Origin of the sequence: Mycobacterium sp. 23 (genome assembly GCF_048287075.1) — a bacterium.
Lineage (GTDB): Bacteria > Actinomycetota > Actinomycetes > Mycobacteriales > Mycobacteriaceae > Mycobacterium > Mycobacterium gordonae_B.
The window spans coordinates 3,149,273-3,164,739 of the sequence record NZ_JBLVUX010000005.1; the positions used below are offsets into that span (position 1 = coordinate 3,149,273).

The following is a 15,467-nucleotide window of genomic DNA, read 5'->3' on the forward strand; positions in this document are numbered from 1 at the left end:
GTCAGAAATACAAGTTGGCCAGCACGGCCAGCGTCAACGCCACCGGCAGCACCGGAATGCCGAAGGCAAACGCCGACCACCCGTATCGGCGGCGCCAGCGCATCAGCAAGCCGCAGACCACCGCACCGACCGCGAGTGCACCCGACACCAGCAGTACAGCCAGGCTCCACTTGCTCACCGTGGTGAGGTCGTCGCCGACGGTGATGGCAGCCAGCCAGAAGACATAGCCGGCGAGCAGCCCGCCGATCGCGCCGATCACGACGGCAGCGTGGCTCGGCTCCTCGTTGCGGGACATGAACACCTGGCGATCGTATCTCCAACGGCCACCGGTGGTTGCTGAGCGCTGGTATCAGCCGATTCGGGTGAGAGTGAACCGGTCGTGCTGATCATCCAGCGTGCAAGGCGGCGCGGTGTGCGAGAAGTGCACTTCGCCGGTCAGTGTCACGGGATCCCACGACTGGGTTGCCACCACCGCGTGGGTTCCGCCGCCGAGCCACATTTCATTCATGAAAACGTGCGGGCATTCCAGACCGTCGGGAACGACCCGGGTGGTCACGAAACGACCATTCTCGAGGCGGGCTTCGAAAGCGTGCCCCGGTGCTGTGGTCACGGTGGCGACGCAGCGCGGGTTGCAGGTGGTCGTGATGGTCCACGTACCGACGTCACCATCCTCGTCGGCGTAGTGGTAAACGCCGTTCATCGACGGCACTTCGGCCACGGCGTCAGGTGGCGCCGCGCTCAGCCCCAAGCCGAACACGAGAGCCATTGCCGCGGGAAAAGCGTTGAGTTTCATGAGTTTCCGCTCTCTGGTTATTGGAAAACCAGCGGAGCGGTTGAGGCGGTCACGTCCAGCGAGTCTCCTCGCCGCCGCGTCCGCGCCGCCCCACCTGATACGAAAACTAGATTACGAAAAATTCTTCGTCAATGAGGCCGCGCGGGCGCAGGGTGTATTCATAGAAACCGGTCCTAGAAGTTGATCATGTGTCCGATCAGTCCGTGGAAGCACTCCTGCAGCGCCTCGGACATGGTCGGGTGCGTATGTACGTTGCGGGCCAACTCATTAGCGGTCAGATCCCACTTCTGTGCCAGCGTGAGCTCCGGCAGCAACTCCGACACATCGTGACCCACCAGGTGCCCACCGATCAGCTCGCCATACTTGGCGTCAGCGATCAGCTTGACGAATCCGCTCGGATCGCCGACACCGTGCGCTTTGGCGTTCGCGGTGAAGGGGAACTTGGCCACGACGACGTCGTAGCCTTCGTCGCGAGCCTGCTCCTCCGTGAGGCCGAAGCTGGCCACATTGGGCTGACAGAAGGTCGCGCGCGGCAACATGCGGTAGTCACCCAACGCCAAAGTCTCTGCCCCGGCGATGGTTTCGGCCGCCACCACGCCCATGGCCTCGGCGACGTGCGCGAGCATGAGCTTGCCGGTGACATCGCCGATGGCATAGATGTGCGGCACGGAAGTCTGCATGTAGTCGGTGATGCCGATCGCCTTGCGGTCGGTGAGTGCCACGCCGGCCTTGTCCAGCCCGTAGCCCTCGACGTTGGGCGCAAAGCCGATGGCCTGCAACACCTTTTCCGCCTTGAGCTCCTCGGACTTGCCGTCCTTACTGACGCTGACCGTCACCTCCGATCCATCGTCCGTGATGGACTCGACCTTGGTGCCGGTGAGGATCTTGACGCCCAGCTTCTTGAACGCCTTCTCGATCTCCTTGGAGGAATCGGCGTCTTCGTTGGGCAGGGCCCGGGGCAGGAACTCGACGATGGTGACGTCGACGCCGTAGTTCTTCATCACGTAACCGAACTCCATGCCGATGGCACCGGCGCCCGCGATGACGATGGACTTCGGCAGCTCCCGGGTCAGGATCAGCTTCTCGTAGGTCACCACGTTCTCCGACAGCGACGTGCCCGGGACCAGCCGGGTGCTGCTGCCGGTGGCGATGATGGCGTTGTCGAACGTGACCTCCTCGGTCCCACCGTCGTCGTTGAGCTCTACGGAGATCGTGTTGGCGTCGGTGAACCGGCCGTACCCGTGGATCTCGGTGATCTTGTTCTTCTTCATCAGGTAGTGCACGCCGGCCACGCGTCCCTCGGCCACTTTCCGGCTGCGGTCGAACGCGACGCCGAAGTCGAAGGTGGCCTCACCGCTGATGCCGAAAACCTTGGCTTCCTTGGTGAAGATGTGGGCGAGTTCGGCGTTGCGCAGCAACGCCTTCGACGGAATGCAGCCGACGTTGAGGCAGACGCCGCCCCAATATTTCGGCTCGATGATTGCGGTGTTCAACCCGAGCTGTGCGGCACGAATGGCCGCTACGTATCCGCCGGGACCTGCTCCGAGAACGACGACGTCATAGTGGGTCACGGAACTCACCCTAGTGGTGATCGCAAGCGCCGCGAAGCGGGGCGCAGTGGGTCACCACCGTCTGGCCCAGCGTCCGGTTATTCGGGCACTACGCCCATCACGCACGGTGTCGTCACGCGCTCGCAGTAGTAGGAGCCGTACAGGGGCGCCGCGGCGACGACCGAGGCGAATGGCGCCGACATCACGGCGATTGCCAAGGCCGCGACCAGCGGTTTGGATTCCACCATCGCCAAAATCAAGCCAGCCGCGACGCAGGCCACGATGTACACGAAGGTCGCGAACACCGGCGGCGTCTTGTCGATGGTGTGATACCACCAGTAGAACAGGCTCAGCCCGAACACCGCGGCGAAGAACCACACCCCGAACAACACCAGGACGAACTTCCACCACTTCAGGTAGAGGTAACGGCCTGGCACCGCGATCGGACCTGGCGCCTCAGACCCCGCATCCGCCCCGGCACCGGGCGGCGGAGCCACCACGACCGGCGCCGGCTCCTCCTCGGCCGGGGCAGGCTCGGCCTTCTTGACCGGCTCTTCATCCAGCCCCGCCAGTGGCAGGAATGGCTGGGAGTCGGTGTCGAAATCCGGGACGAACGGCACTGACGGTTCACCGGCGTCGTACTTCGGGGCGACGGGCACCTCACCGGAGTCGAAATCGGGCACGAAGGGTTCGGTGCCGGGGTGTGACTCGTGGTCCTGCTCGGTCTTCCTGTCAGCCATGAGAGACCACCTGCAAGGCGACGAGCATGCCCAGCCAGCCGGGCCCCAACGCCAGAATCGCCGCGCCGAGCATGGTCACCCACCGGCGCCCGGAGAACAGGATCACCGACAGTCCGACCACGGCGGGTATCCCGACCACCAGCGCGATGGCGATGTCCGGACGGATCCGGGTGTGTATCAGGAGGCTGGACGCCACCGCCAGCAGCTGTCCGACCGCGCTACCCACGAGCATGCCGCTGGCCAGCAGCCAGGCACGCGGGAGGGGGATCACGGTAGAGCACCTTACTGAATTACCGAGGCGGTGCCGGGCAGGTCCCCGGCGCGTTGTCGGTCACAAGATGGCCTCGTATCGACGGCCTTTCGCCACGCTCGTACGCGGCGCCGGTGATCATGGGTTGCGCTTGCAGCAGTTCGCTTTCGGTCTCGGTGAAGACCCGGCCGCGGCTGAGAAATCGCATTCCCTCCGGTGCTTCCAGGCTGAAGCCGCCGCCGCGGCCGGGCACCACGTCGATGATCAGCTGGGTGTGCTTCCAGGTCTCGTACTGAGGGCCGGAGATCCACACCGGCACGCCTTCGGGACCGACATCGAGCACACCCAGCAGGACGTCGCGGTCCCCCACCAGGAAGTCGCCGCGCGGATAACACATCGGCGACGATCCGTCGCAGCAACCGCCCGACTGGTGGAACATCACCGGCCCGTGCCGGTCCTGCAATCGCACCAGCAGTTCGGCGGCGGAGGCGGTGATGAGCGCCCCCGGGATCATCAGAAGAAGCCCTGGGCCTTCTCGGAGTAGGACACCAGCAGATTCTTGGTCTGCTGGTAGTGCTCGAGCGCCATCAGGTGGCCCTCGCGTCCGAAGCCGGACTGCTTGTAACCGCCGAAGGCAGAGTGCGGCGGGTACACGTGGTAGCAGTTGACCCACACCCGTCCGGCCTTGATGTCCCGGCCGGCGCGGTAGGCGGTGTTGCCGTTGCGGCTCCACACCCCCGCCCCCAGCCCGTAGAGGGTGTCGTTGGCGATACCGATCGCGTCGTCGTAGCTGTCGAACGATGTCACCGTCACCACCGGCCCGAAGATCTCCTCCTGGAAGACCCGCATCTTGTTGTTGCCGCTGAAGATCGTCGGCTGCATGTAGAAACCGCCGGACAGGTCGCCGCCCAGTTCGGCGCGTTCGCCGCCGGTGATGATCTTGGCGCCCTCCCCTTTGCCAATCTCGATGTAGGACAGGATCTTTTCCAGTTGGTCGTTGGACGCCTGCGATCCCAGCATGGTCTCGGAATCCAGCGGGTCGCCCTGCCGTACTGCCTTGGTCCGGATCGCGGCCAGTTCCAGGAACTCGTTGTGAATGTCGGACTGGATCAGGCTGCGCGAGGGGCAGGTGCAGACTTCGCCCTGGTTCAGCGCGAACATGGTGAAGCCTTCCAGCGCCTTGTCCTGGAAGTCGTCCCCGGCGGCCATCACGTCGGAGAAGAAGATGTTGGGGCTCTTGCCGCCGAGTTCGAGCGTGACCGGGATCAGGTTCTGCGAGGCGTACTGCATGATCAGGCGCCCGGTGGTGGTCTCACCGGTGAAAGCGACCTTCGCAATCCGGTTGCTCGAGGCCAGCGGCTTGCCAGCCTCAGCCCCGAAGCCGTTGACGACGTTGAGCACTCCGGCCGGCAGCAGGTCACCGATCAGCGACATCAGGAACAGGATCGACGCCGGGGTCTGCTCGGCAGGCTTGAGCACGATCGCATTACCGGCCGCCAGCGCCGGGGCCAGCTTCCAGGCACCCATCAGAATCGGGAAGTTCCACGGGATGATCTGCCCGACGACGCCGAGCGGTTCGTGGAAGTGGTAGGCGACGGTGTCGTCGTCGATCTGGGACAGCGCGCCCTCCTGGGCCCGGATCGCGGCCGCGAAGTACCGGAAATGGTCGGCGGCCAGCGGGATGTCGGCGGCCAGCGCCTCGCGGATCGGCTTGCCGTTGTCCCACACCTCGGCCACCGCCAGCGCGGCGGTGTTCTCCTCGATTCGGTCGGCGATCTTGTTCAGAATCGCGGCCCGCTCGGCCGGGGATGTCTTGCCCCAGGCCGGGGCCGCGCCGTGTGCGGCATCCAGTGCCTTTTCGATGTCGGTTTCGTCGGATCGCGGGATTTCGCAGAACGACTGGCCGGTGACCGGCGACGGGTTCTCGAAGTACCGGCCCGCAGCGGGCGCGACCCACTCGCCGCCGATGAAGTTCCCGTACCGCGACTCATAGGACATCAGCGCCCCGGAAGTCCCTGGACGTGCAAAGACAGGCATCTGCTCGGCTCCTCGCTAGTTCATGTAATACAGCTCACACTACCGCTGGGACGACAATGGCTTCCATGTCATCTGAGACTGCCGAAGACCCCTACCTCTGGCTCGAAGACGTCACTGGCGAGGAGGCACTCGATTGGGTGCGCGCCCGCAACGAGCCGACCAAGACGGAGTTCTGCGACGCACAGTTCGAGACGATGCGCGCCGAGGCGCTGGAGGTGCTCGACACCGACGCCCGGATCCCCTACGTCCGCCGGCGCGGCGAATACCTCTACGACTTCTGGCGCGACGCCACCAACCCCCGCGGGTTGTGGCGGCGCACCACGCTGGAGAGCTACCGCACCGACTCGCCCGAGTGGGATGTGCTCATCGACGTCGACGCGCTGGGCCGCGCGGACGGCAAGAACTGGGTATGGGCCGGCGCCGACGTGATCGAACCCGAGCTAACCCGCGCCCTGATCAGCCTTTCCCCGGGCGGCTCGGACGCCGTCGTCGTACGTGAATTCGACTTGCTGACACGCGAATTCGTCGCCGACGGGTTCGAGCTGCCGGAAGCCAAGTCGCAGATCAGCTGGGACGATCCCGACACCGTCCTGGTGGGCACCGACTTCGGCCCCGACTCGATGACCGAATCCGGTTATCCGCGCATCCTCAAGCGGTGGCGACGTGGCACACCGCTGACCGAGGCCGAGACGATCTTCGAAGGTGAGCCCACCGACGTCAGCGCCGGCGGCTCCAAGGACCGCACGCCGGGCTTCGAACGCACCTTCCTCGGCCGCTCGCTGGACTTCTGGAACCGGCAGCGCTACGAGTTACGCGGAACAGAGTTGATTTCCATCGACGTGCCCACCGATGCCAGCAGCATGTCGGTGCATCGCGAATGGCTGCTGATCGATCTGCGCTCCGACTGGACCGTCAATGACACGACCTACCGCGCCGGCTCGCTGCTGGCGGCCAACTATGATCAATTCCTCTCTGGCGCAAGGGATCTCACGGTAGTCTTCGAACCCGACGAACACACCTGCCTCTACCACTACGCATGGACCAGGGACCGGTTGCTGATCGTCTCGCTGGCCGACGTCGCCAGCCGGGTGGAGATCGTCGCGCCGGGAACTTGGCAACGCGAGCCGCTGCCCGGCCTGCCCGAGTCGACCAACACCGTGATTACCGCCGCCGACGACACCGGCGACGAGTTCTTCCTGGACTCCAGCGGATTCACCGCGCCCTCGCGACTGTTACGGGGCACCGGCTCCGGTGACCTGGAGCCGATCAAGGCCGCGCCGTCCTTCTTCGACGCTGAAAACATCTCTGTGGAGCAGCATTTCGTCACTTCCCAGGACGGCACCTCGGTCCCGTACTTCGTGGTGCGGCCCACCGGCACCGCCGGACCGGCTCCCACCCTGCTCTACGGCTACGGCGGGTTCGAGACGTCCAATACCCCGGGTTACAGCGGAGTGCTGGGGCGGCTTTGGCTCGCACGCGGCGGCACCTACGTGCTGGCCAACATCCGCGGCGGCGGGGAATACGGGCCGGGCTGGCACACCCAGGCGATGCGCGAAGGCCGCCACAAGGTGGCCGAAGACTTCGTGGCCGTCGCCGACGACCTCGTGCGGCGGGGCATCACCACGGTCGGCCAGCTCGGCGCCCAGGGCGGCAGCAACGGCGGCCTGCTGATGGGAATCATGTTGACCAAGTACCCGGAGAAATTCGGCGCGCTGGTCTGCAGCGTGCCGTTGCTCGACATGAAGCGCTACCACCTGCTGCTGGCCGGCGCCTCCTGGGTGGCCGAATACGGCGACCCGGACAACCCGGACGACTGGGCGTTCATCTCGGAATATTCGCCGTACCAGAACATTTCAGCGGACCGGCAATATCCCCCGATCCTGATGACCACGTCCACCCGTGACGACCGGGTGCATCCCGGTCATGCCCGCAAGATGACCGCGGCGCTGGAGGCCACCGGCCACCGGGTCTGGTACTACGAGAACATCGAAGGCGGCCACGGTGGCGCCGCCGACAATGAACAACTCGCGTTCAAGGCCGCGCTGAGCTACTCGTTCCTGTGGCGGACGCTGACAACCGACACGTAGCTGTGACGGTTACAACGTCTAGCTGCGAGCAGCATCGGGCACCCTGGAACCCATGTCCGCGCAACTGCCGGGAATCTTCGACACGCTTGCCCCCACCCTCGACCGGTACGGGTACGCGGCGATCGTGGCCCTGGTGGGACTGGAAGGGGTGGGAATACCCCTGCCTGGTCAGCTGATCTTGATCGCGGGCGGAATCTACGCGGCCAGCGGACACTTGACGCTGCTCCCAGTGTTGATCGTCGGGCTGTTGGCCGCGGTGGGCGGCGACAACGCCGGCTACGCCATCGGCCGCTACGGCGGACGCGGTCTGGTCCTGCGGTTCGGTCCGTATGTGTTCCTCAACCGGGAGCGGCTGGCGAAAACCGAACGCTTCTTCGCCAGGCGCGGCCACCTCGTGGTCTCCATCGGGCGCTTCATCGACGGCCTGCGGCAGGCCAGCGGCATAGCGGCGGGGCTGGCTCGGATGGATTGGCGCCGTTACCTCGCCTACAACGCGCTGGGTTCCGCGGTGTGGGTGTCGGTCTGGGTTTTCGCGGGGTATCTGGCCGGGAATCACATCGCGGCGCTCTACGCCGCATTCCAGCGGTACGGCATATACCTGCTGGCCACGTGCGCAGCCGTCGCCTTCGCCGTGCTGGCGGGGCTGGCGATGAGGCGCCGCCAACAGGCTTGACACCATAATTCGACGCGGCTTCGCTTCTCTTCATGCCTTCTGCAGAGCCCGCCTTCGAAACGCTGCTGTATTCCAGCAGAGGTCCGGTGGCCACCATCACCCTCAACCGACCCGAACACCTGAACACCATCGTCCCGCCGATGCCCGACGAGATCGAGGCTGCCATCGGGCTGGCCGAGCGGGACCACGACATCAAGGTCATCGTGCTGCGCGGCGCCGGGCGGGCCTTCTCCGGTGGTTTCGACTTCGGCGGCGGCTTCCAGCACTGGGGCGAGGACATGATGACCGACGGACGGTGGGATCCGGGTAAGGATTTCGCGATGGTCAGCGCGCGCGAGACCGCGCCGACGCAGAAGTTCATGGCCATCTGGCGGGCGTCGAAGCCGGTGATCGCGCAGGTGCACGGCTGGTGCGTCGGCGGGGCCAGCGACTACGCCCTGTGTGCCGACATCGTGATCGCCAGCGAGGACGCCGTGATCGGGACCCCGTACAGCAGGATGTGGGGCGCCTACCTGACCGGGATGTGGCTGTACCGGCTGAGCCTGGCCAAAGTGAAATGGCACTCGCTGACCGGCCGGCCGCTGACCGGTGTGCAGGCCGCCGAGATCGAACTGATCAACGAGGCGGTCCCGTTCGAGCGGCTGGAGGCCCGGGTCGCTGAGATCGCGGCCGAACTGGCGCAGATCCCGTTATCGCAGCTGCGGGCGCAGAAGCTGATCGTCAATCAGGCCTACGAGAACATGGGCCTGGCGTCAACCCAGTTGCTGGGCGGCATCCTCGACGGACTGATGCGCAACACCCCCGATGCGCTCGACTTCATCCGTACCGCCGAGGCGCAGGGCGTGCGGGCCGCGGTGGAGCGCCGGGACGGCCCGTTCGGCGACTACAGCCAGGCACCGCCGGAGCTGCGGCCGAACCCGTCACACGTGATAGTTCCTGATAGCGATGGGTAGTAAGATCAACTAGGAATCGCCGTCGGAATCTTTGCAACCATGAAAGTGTTACGGTAACCATGATGTCTCGGCTGAGTATCGGCCTGCGTGCAGGCGCTGTTTTCTTTGCTCTCGCGATCGCCTCGGTGATCTTTCCCCAGGCAGCGAAGGCTGACTCCACCGAGGATTTCCCGATCCCGCGGCGGATGATCGCGACCACCTGCGACGCGGAGCAGTATCTGGCCGCCGTCCGGGATACCAGCCCGGTCTACTACGAGCGGTACATGATCGATTTCAACAACCACGCGAACCTGCAGGAAGCGACCATCAACAAGGCGCACTGGTTTTTCTCGCTGTCGCCGGCCGAGCGCAGGGACTATTCCGAGAACTTCTACAACGGCGACCCGCTCACCTTCGCCTGGGTCAATCACATGAAGATCTTCTTCAACAACAAGGGCGTCGTCGCCAAGGGCACCGACGCGTGCAACGGGTACCCGGCCGGCGACATGTCGGTCTGGAACTGGGCGTAAGGCCACCATGCGCGCACGGAAGTTCGTCGCCGCGGCGTTGATGACGGCCGCCGCTCCGCTGGCGGTCGCCCTCGGAAGTGGCCCGGCGCACGCCGACACCGATCTCGGCAAGCAATGCTCGCCGGAGGGGGCGAAAGTCTGGGGGACGCCCGGCCCGATCTACTGCGAGCGCCAGGCGGACGGTCAACTGCAATGGGTTTCCATCCCCGTCTCAGCGCTGTGTGTGGCGTTCTGCGTCAACCAGCCCTAGAACCCGTCCACCGATCGTTAGCAGATTTTTCTGTTTCTGTCCCCCGATTGGGGGACAGAAATTTCATCCTTCCAGAGGCCGTTCGGAGGATAGCCCCGACCCCATGACCTGCGGAATAGTGCTAGTTAGCACTCAAAGTACGGTTTCGTCGGGGGACCGCGACTGGCGGACGGGCCATAAATACATCGTCGGGGCCCTTGCCGCGGTGGGTCAAACGAACCCATAATGGACCTCCGGCCAGCCAATCATCCGCTCGAGCTGCGAGGGATGGGTGCGACTGCGTTCCGGAAGCTGGAGGACATCGCATGAGCCAAACAACTGGCAACGGCATCCCTGGCACGCTCGCGGCCCTGGACTGGCAGACGATCACCTGCCAGTTCGAAGCCGGCTGCACTAACCGGGCAACTCACATCGTTCACCGGCACGCGGTCGATGAATGCAATCATTCCCACGTCGACCCGTTCGGCAACATCGTCGAGATCGTCTGCATCGCCTGCCTGTGGCGCGCCGAGGCCGAGATCCTGGTGCAGGTGGGCCAGCTCAGACGCTCATCAGGCTCCTACTGCCTGACGTGCGGCGCTCCGGTGTCGGAGTTGAGCGACATCATGCGCGACGTGGTCGCGCTCTGACACCCACTCAGTAGTGCGGCTGCGTCGCCGGGGACCGATCCGAGTTCGCCGCGTCGACGCCGTCGGCGCGCTCCTCCCCCAACAGCGCACGTACCGCCGGGCGCGGCCCGAACGGCCGCAGCATGCTGCTGGCCGGCCGCGGGCGCACATGCTGCGGCCACCAGAACCAGCGCCCGAGCAAGGTGGCCAACGACGGTGTCATGAATGACCGAACGATCAACGTGTCGAAGAGCAGACCCAGCGCGATCGTCGTTCCCACCTGGGCCATGACTTTCAACGGGCTGAAGGCGAACGTGCCCATGGTGGCAGCGAACACCAGGCCTGCGGCGGTCACCACCGAGCCCGAACCCGCCATCGCGCGGATCGTGCCCGTCTTGAGACCCGCATGGATCTCCTCCTTGAACCGCGAGATCAGCAACAGGTTGTAATCCGAGCCGACGGCCAATAGCAGGATGATCGCCATCGCCAGCACCATCCAGTGCAACTTCATCCCCAGGATGTACTGCCATAGGAGCACGGAGAGCCCGAACGAGGCGCCCAGCGACAACAGCACCGTGCCGACGATTACGACCGCCGCCACGACACTTCGGGTGATCACCAGCATGATGATGAAAATCAATGTGGCAGCGGATATTCCGGCGATCAACAGATCGATGTTCGAACCGTCGTGCATGTCCTTGTACGTCGCGGCGGTACCGCCGAGGTAGACCTTGGCTCCCTCCCAGGGCGTGCCCTTGATCGCCTCGTGCACGGCCCGCTTGATCGGTTCGATGAGGTTGATGCCTTCAGGACTCGCCGGGTCGCCTTCGTGCGAGATGATCAACCGGACAGCGTGCCCGTCCGGCGAGATGAACTGTTTGAGACCCCGCGCGAAGTCCGGGCTCTGGAAAGCTTCCGGCGGCAGGTAGAACGTGTCGTCGTTCTTCGCTCTGTCGAACGCATCTCCTTGTGCGGTGGCGTTGTCGGCCTGCGCCCTGGCCTGGTCGTTGAGACCCATGGTGGTCGCATAGTTCGACATGATGGTGTCGAGATTGCGCTGCTGGCTCTCGATCTGCGGTGGGATCAACGCGACGAGCTTGGGCTGAATCGCGTCCAGCCTGTCCAGGTTCTGGCTGAGCGCCAGGATGTTCTGCGCTACCTGGTCGATTCCATCGAGCGCATTGAAGATCGACCGTAGGGCCCAGCAGACCGGGATGTCGTAACAGTGCTTCTCCCAATAGAAATAGCTGCGAATCGGCCGGAAGAAGTCGTCGAAGGTGGCGATGTCGTCGCGCAATGCCTCGGTGATCTTCACGGTTTCTTTGGTGAGTTTCGTGGTTTCGTGCGTTGTGTTGCTGAGGTCCTGGGTGACCTGCATCTGCTCATGCAGCGTTGCCATCGTCTTGCGCAGCTCGTCTGCCTGGTTCAGCAGATTTTTGGCCTGCTCGTCCTGAAAGTGCTGCGTCTGAATCCGGCCCGCGGCTTGGGCGCCCATCTGAAATCCGAGGGTGCTGTGGTCGAGCGGCGTGCCCAATGGCCGGGTGATGGTCTGCACCCGACCGATACCGGGGATGTGGAAGACCGCCTTGGCGACCTTGTCCAGGACGAGGAAGTCGGCCGAGTTACGCAGGTCGTGATCGGTCTCGATCATCAACAGCTCAGGATTGAGCCGGGCCTGGTTGAAGTGCCGGTCGGCGGCCGCGTAACCGATGTTGGCGGGGGTGTCCTCGGGCAGGAAGTGACGGGTGTCGTAGTCCGTCTTGTAGCCGGGCAGGGCGATCAGACCGACCAGGGCAACCGCGATCGTGACCGCGAAAACCGGTGCGGGCCAACGGACGATCGCGGTGCCGATCCGGCGCCAGCCCCGGGTCTGCAGCTTTCGCTTCGGATCCAGGAGCTTGAAGAATGACGCCACGGTCAGCACCGCAGGGCCCAGGGTCAACGCCGCGAGCACGGCTACCAACATGCCGATGGCGCAGGGTGCGCCCAAGGACTCGAAATACGGCAATCGGCAGAAGCTCAGGCAGTACATCGCACCGGCGATGGTCAGTCCCGACCCGAGCACGACGTGCGCGGTGCTGTGGAACATGGTGTAGAAGGCCTGTTCGCGAGTCTCCCCCAAGCCGCGGGCCTCGTGGTAGCGGCCGACCACGAAGATCGCGTAGTCCGTTCCGGCGGCGATCGCCATCAACACCAACAAATTGTTGGCGAACGTGGACAGCCCGATGATCTCGTAGTTGGCCAGCAGGGCAACGACGCCCCGGGCCGCCAACAGTTCGACAAAGACCATGAACAACACGGCCAGGACGGTGACGAGCGAGCGATAGACGACGAGCAGCATCACGAAAATCACCAGGATCGTGACCAGGGTGACTATGGCGACACCTTTCTCGCCGGCGTGGGACTGGTCGGCGAACAACGGACCCGCGCCGGTGACATACGCCTTGATCCCCTGCGGGGCCGGCACCGAGTCGACGATCTTGCGTACGGCGTCGGCGGACTCGGCGGACAGGCCGCCGCCCATGTTCCCGGCGAGGTAGACCTGGACGTAGGCGGCCTTCTGGTCGTGGCTCTGGGACCCCGCGGCGGTCAACGGATCGCTCCAGAAGTCCTGCACGTGCTGGACGTGTTTCTTGTCCTGCTCGATCCGCCTGACGATCTCGTCGTAGTAGCGGTGCGCCTCCGCTCCCAGCGGCTTGTCACCCTCCAGCACGATCATTGCCGAGCTGTCGGAGTCGAACTCCTTGAACGTCTTTCCGACCCGCATCATCGACTGGAACGACGGCGCATCGGTGGGGCTCTGCGATACCGAATGGTTCTTGGCGACGGCCTCCAGCTGCGGCGCAGCGGTATTCGTCACCACCACGATGCCCAACCACACCAGCACGATGGGCAGTGCCAGCCGATGGATCATCCGCGGCAGGAAGGGCGGGATCAGCGGCTGCGAGACCGGCGGCGGGGCCGAGTTAGCCTCGGTGGTCTGACTCATGCGGACTTGTCCAGGCAGTAGACGAAGGCGTTCACCGTCTCGTTGGGAGGCGACTGATTCGGCGCTTTGACGACGTCACCTTTCCCGTCGTTGTTGTTGACGAGGAACCGGCAGGCGATCCAGCTGCCGTTTCCCTGCGCCATCAGATTGGCCGGAATACCGGGCTTCGTTGACTTCAATTCCGTCTTCCACGGTAGGGGCACATTGAGAGCCTGCTGGGGGTGCGAGTTCTCATCGAGATAACTGATGGTCGCCGTGCTGCCCGGGGACCCCCAGACCTCGAGTGTGATGGTCTTCGGGTTGAACTGATCGATGACGTCACCGGATGAGCCGCCGCCGAACGAACCGCTGTGAACACCGAAGATGTCGTGCAATCGGTGAACCGCGAATCCCGCCACCGCGACGACGGCCAGCACGGTGAGGATGAGCCAGAACCGGGTCACAAGGCCCCTCAGGCCGCCCCGCTTAACCCGTTGCTGAGTCCTGGTATTGCCTTCTCCGCCAGCAGAGTCCGGGGTCGTCAACGGCTCGGTCCTTGGCTCAGTCGTCGTCATGGGCACTTAGTCTTTCTAACCTAATGGACAAACCGTAGGAAATCTCGGCGTGCTGCGCAAAGACCTTGTGCATCAAGACCTTCGCCGACGTGTTCATCGGGACCCCGCAAGCGAGCCGATGCAGGTGGCGGTGAGCACCCGGGTGAGCGCGGACGGAAAGTCGATATTCCATTCGGGCGGCAGCACTTCCGGCTCCTCCTCGTACACATCGGAGATCCGCTCCGGAGGGTTGGCGATCTGCCAGAAGGCGGCCGCCAGGGAGTAGGCGGCGATCAGCATGTCGAACGCGCCGGAGCGGCCGAGGTCCGGCAAGCTCCGCTCGATGGCGCCGGCCAGGGCGATGGCGGCGGCGGATATGGTCCGCCTGATCTCAATGACGCGCTCGACATCGACCTCGTGCTCGAGGTGCAGGTGCAGGTTGGCGAGCAGGTCGCAGAACAGTGGATCGGCCGCCAACCCGTTGGCCAGCGTCTCGGCCACCCGCGCCGGCGACATCGGACCGGGCTCCCCGAGTTGCGCGCACACGGTGTCCGACCACCGCTGCCAGCCCTCGGCGGACAGGTGCAGCAGCACCTCTTTGTGGGAGGTGAAGTATCGGCGCACGGCCGAGTAATGGATTCCCGCGCGACTGGCCACCGCGGTCAATGTCACTGACGCGACACCGCTTTCCGACGCGAGTGAGCGCGCGGCTTCCACGAGGGCCGCGGCTCGCTGACGCTTGTTCTCCTCGGTTCGGGCGCGCCGGAAACTGAGTTGCGCCACCGGCTGAGGATAACGCACATAACGTGATTTGCGCGCGCAATCCGGAACTTTACGCACGCAATATGCCTTAGAATCGGCGCTCTAACGGAAGGAGCCCACCTGGGACCAGACGCCTCCGTGTTTTACTTAGGTAAGGCTAATTGTGTTCGCGACGCGCTGTCCGATCTGCGCAGTGCGGCCGGTCGAATGAAGACGCAAGCGTCTCCTAGGGCGGGTATCGTCCGACCTGAGCGATGCCCAACGGTGAAAGGGACCTGAGATTTTCAAGGTGCTGTCGCGCGTGTGGATCCCACTCGTCATTATGGCGGTGTTGGTCACCGGCGCTTTCATCGTGAACCGGGTCCACGGCTATTTCGGCTCGGAGAAGCGGGCGTCCTACGCGGACAGCAACCTGAAGAACCCAGAGCCGTTCAACCCCAAGCGAATCACCTACGAGGTGTTCGGCCCGGCAGGCACGGTGGCCGACATCAGTTATTTCGACGTCAACGCCGACCCGCAGCGCGTGGACAACGCGCGGCTGCCCTGGTCGCTGCACATCAGCACGAACAAGGCGGCAATGGTGGGCAACCTGATGGCCCAGGGTGACAGCGACAGCATCGGTTGCCGCATCCTGATCGACGACGTGGTCAAATCGGAGCGAGTCTCCAACGAGGTCAACGCCTTTACCTTCTGTCTGGTCAAGTCCGCGTGAGTACCACCTTGGACTACCGAG

The 15,467-nt window shown here is 64.5% G+C and carries 17 protein-coding genes; 7 read left to right on the forward strand and 10 right to left on the reverse strand.

Annotated features, from left to right (window positions below; all coding sequences use genetic code 11):
* Position 1: 1 nt before the first annotated feature.
* The 7 genes from ACNQS7_RS15890 to ACNQS7_RS15920 all read right to left on the reverse strand — a co-directional run bounded on the left by ACNQS7_RS15890 (position 2) and on the right by ACNQS7_RS15920 (position 5,370).
* Positions 2–295 carry a hypothetical protein gene (locus tag ACNQS7_RS15890; RefSeq protein ID WP_055578886.1) on the reverse strand — a complete coding sequence of 98 codons (294 nt, stop codon included), beginning with the start codon at positions 293–295 and terminating at the stop codon, positions 2–4.
* A 54-nt stretch (positions 296–349) separates the two neighbouring features.
* Positions 350–793, reverse strand: coding sequence for a hypothetical protein (locus ACNQS7_RS15895; RefSeq protein WP_418013271.1), 444 nt, complete (start codon positions 791–793; stop codon positions 350–352).
* Between the two features lie 173 nt (positions 794–966).
* The gene (lpdA, locus tag ACNQS7_RS15900) at positions 967–2,364 is read right to left on the reverse strand and encodes a dihydrolipoyl dehydrogenase (RefSeq protein WP_055578691.1); all 1,398 of its coding nucleotides are present in this window, start codon (positions 2,362–2,364) and stop codon (positions 967–969) included.
* Between the two features lie 77 nt (positions 2,365–2,441).
* On the reverse strand, positions 2,442–3,083 hold the full coding sequence (locus ACNQS7_RS15905) for a hypothetical protein (RefSeq protein WP_418013272.1): 642 nt from the start codon (positions 3,081–3,083) through the stop codon (positions 2,442–2,444).
* Positions 3,076–3,354, reverse strand: coding sequence for a putative holin (locus tag ACNQS7_RS15910; RefSeq protein ID WP_418013273.1), 279 nt, complete (start codon positions 3,352–3,354; stop codon positions 3,076–3,078). The genes ACNQS7_RS15905 and ACNQS7_RS15910 overlap by 8 nt, the downstream gene beginning before the upstream one ends.
* Positions 3,355–3,373: 19 nt before the next feature.
* A complete protein-coding gene (locus ACNQS7_RS15915; protein ID WP_418013274.1) occupies positions 3,374–3,847 on the reverse strand; it encodes a DUF779 domain-containing protein in 474 nt (157 codons plus the stop codon).
* Entirely contained in the window at positions 3,847–5,370 is a 1,524-nt protein-coding gene (locus ACNQS7_RS15920) for an aldehyde dehydrogenase family protein (protein ID WP_418013275.1), read from the reverse strand. The genes ACNQS7_RS15915 and ACNQS7_RS15920 overlap by 1 nt, the downstream gene beginning before the upstream one ends.
* 56 nt (positions 5,371–5,426) lie before the next feature.
* Here ACNQS7_RS15920 and ACNQS7_RS15925 point away from each other — a divergent pair, with 56 nt between their 5' ends.
* From ACNQS7_RS15925 to ACNQS7_RS15950, 6 genes are all read left to right on the forward strand, one after another.
* Positions 5,427–7,457, forward strand: a complete 2,031-nt coding sequence (locus ACNQS7_RS15925; protein ID WP_418013276.1) for a prolyl oligopeptidase family serine peptidase — start codon at positions 5,427–5,429, stop codon at positions 7,455–7,457.
* Positions 7,458–7,509: 52 nt separating this feature from the next.
* Positions 7,510–8,130: a DedA family protein gene (locus tag ACNQS7_RS15930; protein ID WP_418013277.1), complete on the forward strand. Its 621-nt coding sequence runs from the start codon at positions 7,510–7,512 to the stop codon at positions 8,128–8,130.
* 32 nt (positions 8,131–8,162) lie between these two features.
* Entirely contained in the window at positions 8,163–9,083 is a 921-nt protein-coding gene (locus ACNQS7_RS15935; protein ID WP_418013278.1) for a crotonase/enoyl-CoA hydratase family protein, read from the forward strand.
* Between the two features lie 62 nt (positions 9,084–9,145).
* Positions 9,146–9,592, forward strand: a complete 447-nt coding sequence (locus tag ACNQS7_RS15940; protein ID WP_418013279.1) for a DUF5078 domain-containing protein — start codon at positions 9,146–9,148, stop codon at positions 9,590–9,592.
* A 7-nt stretch (positions 9,593–9,599) separates the two neighbouring features.
* Complete coding sequence (locus tag ACNQS7_RS15945; protein ID WP_418013280.1) at positions 9,600–9,842, forward strand: hypothetical protein; 243 nt, start codon at positions 9,600–9,602, stop codon at positions 9,840–9,842.
* A 305-nt stretch (positions 9,843–10,147) separates the two neighbouring features.
* Positions 10,148–10,471, forward strand: coding sequence for a hypothetical protein (locus ACNQS7_RS15950; protein WP_055578683.1), 324 nt, complete (start codon positions 10,148–10,150; stop codon positions 10,469–10,471).
* 7 nt (positions 10,472–10,478) lie between these two features.
* Here the strand turns inward: ACNQS7_RS15950 and ACNQS7_RS15955 are convergent, their stop codons facing one another.
* From ACNQS7_RS15955 to ACNQS7_RS15965, 3 genes are all read right to left on the reverse strand, one after another.
* The gene (locus tag ACNQS7_RS15955) at positions 10,479–13,439 is read right to left on the reverse strand and encodes an RND family transporter (protein WP_418013281.1); all 2,961 of its coding nucleotides are present in this window, start codon (positions 13,437–13,439) and stop codon (positions 10,479–10,481) included.
* Positions 13,436–13,993 carry an MmpS family transport accessory protein gene (locus tag ACNQS7_RS15960; protein WP_418013282.1) on the reverse strand — a complete coding sequence of 186 codons (558 nt, stop codon included), beginning with the start codon at positions 13,991–13,993 and terminating at the stop codon, positions 13,436–13,438. The genes ACNQS7_RS15955 and ACNQS7_RS15960 overlap by 4 nt, the downstream gene beginning before the upstream one ends.
* 93 nt (positions 13,994–14,086) lie before the next feature.
* Positions 14,087–14,773 (reverse strand): TetR family transcriptional regulator, encoded by a 687-nt coding sequence (locus tag ACNQS7_RS15965; protein ID WP_418013283.1) that lies wholly within the window; start codon positions 14,771–14,773, stop codon positions 14,087–14,089.
* Positions 14,774–15,056: 283 nt separating this feature from the next.
* Between ACNQS7_RS15965 and ACNQS7_RS15970 the strand changes: the two genes are divergently transcribed.
* The gene (locus ACNQS7_RS15970; protein WP_418016014.1) at positions 15,057–15,446 is read left to right on the forward strand and encodes an MmpS family protein; all 390 of its coding nucleotides are present in this window, start codon (positions 15,057–15,059) and stop codon (positions 15,444–15,446) included.
* Positions 15,447–15,467 lie beyond the last annotated feature (21 nt).

What these genes read in the sequence shown, in the direction of transcription:
- ACNQS7_RS15890 (WP_055578886.1), bottom strand. Translation starts at nt 295, where the DNA reads ATGTCCCGCAACGAGGAGCCGAGCCACGCTGCCGTCGTGATCGGCGCG.
- ACNQS7_RS15895 (WP_418013271.1), bottom strand. Translation starts at nt 793, where the DNA reads ATGAAACTCAACGCTTTTCCCGCGGCAATGGCTCTCGTGTTCGGCTTG.
- ACNQS7_RS15905 (WP_418013272.1), bottom strand. Translation starts at nt 3,083, where the DNA reads ATGGCTGACAGGAAGACCGAGCAGGACCACGAGTCACACCCCGGCACC.
- ACNQS7_RS15915 (WP_418013274.1), bottom strand. Translation starts at nt 3,847, where the DNA reads ATGATCCCGGGGGCGCTCATCACCGCCTCCGCCGCCGAACTGCTGGTG.
- ACNQS7_RS15920 (WP_418013275.1), bottom strand. Translation starts at nt 5,370, where the DNA reads ATGCCTGTCTTTGCACGTCCAGGGACTTCCGGGGCGCTGATGTCCTAT.
- ACNQS7_RS15925 (WP_418013276.1), top strand. Translation starts at nt 5,427, where the DNA reads ATGGCTTCCATGTCATCTGAGACTGCCGAAGACCCCTACCTCTGGCTC.
- ACNQS7_RS15930 (WP_418013277.1), top strand. Translation starts at nt 7,510, where the DNA reads ATGTCCGCGCAACTGCCGGGAATCTTCGACACGCTTGCCCCCACCCTC.
- ACNQS7_RS15935 (WP_418013278.1), top strand. Translation starts at nt 8,163, where the DNA reads ATGCCTTCTGCAGAGCCCGCCTTCGAAACGCTGCTGTATTCCAGCAGA.
- ACNQS7_RS15940 (WP_418013279.1), top strand. Translation starts at nt 9,146, where the DNA reads ATGTCTCGGCTGAGTATCGGCCTGCGTGCAGGCGCTGTTTTCTTTGCT.
- ACNQS7_RS15945 (WP_418013280.1), top strand. Translation starts at nt 9,600, where the DNA reads ATGCGCGCACGGAAGTTCGTCGCCGCGGCGTTGATGACGGCCGCCGCT.
- ACNQS7_RS15950 (WP_055578683.1), top strand. Translation starts at nt 10,148, where the DNA reads ATGAGCCAAACAACTGGCAACGGCATCCCTGGCACGCTCGCGGCCCTG.
- ACNQS7_RS15955 (WP_418013281.1), bottom strand. Translation starts at nt 13,439, where the DNA reads ATGAGTCAGACCACCGAGGCTAACTCGGCCCCGCCGCCGGTCTCGCAG.
- ACNQS7_RS15960 (WP_418013282.1), bottom strand. Translation starts at nt 13,993, where the DNA reads ATGACGACGACTGAGCCAAGGACCGAGCCGTTGACGACCCCGGACTCT.
- ACNQS7_RS15970 (WP_418016014.1), top strand. Translation starts at nt 15,057, where the DNA reads ATGGCGGTGTTGGTCACCGGCGCTTTCATCGTGAACCGGGTCCACGGC.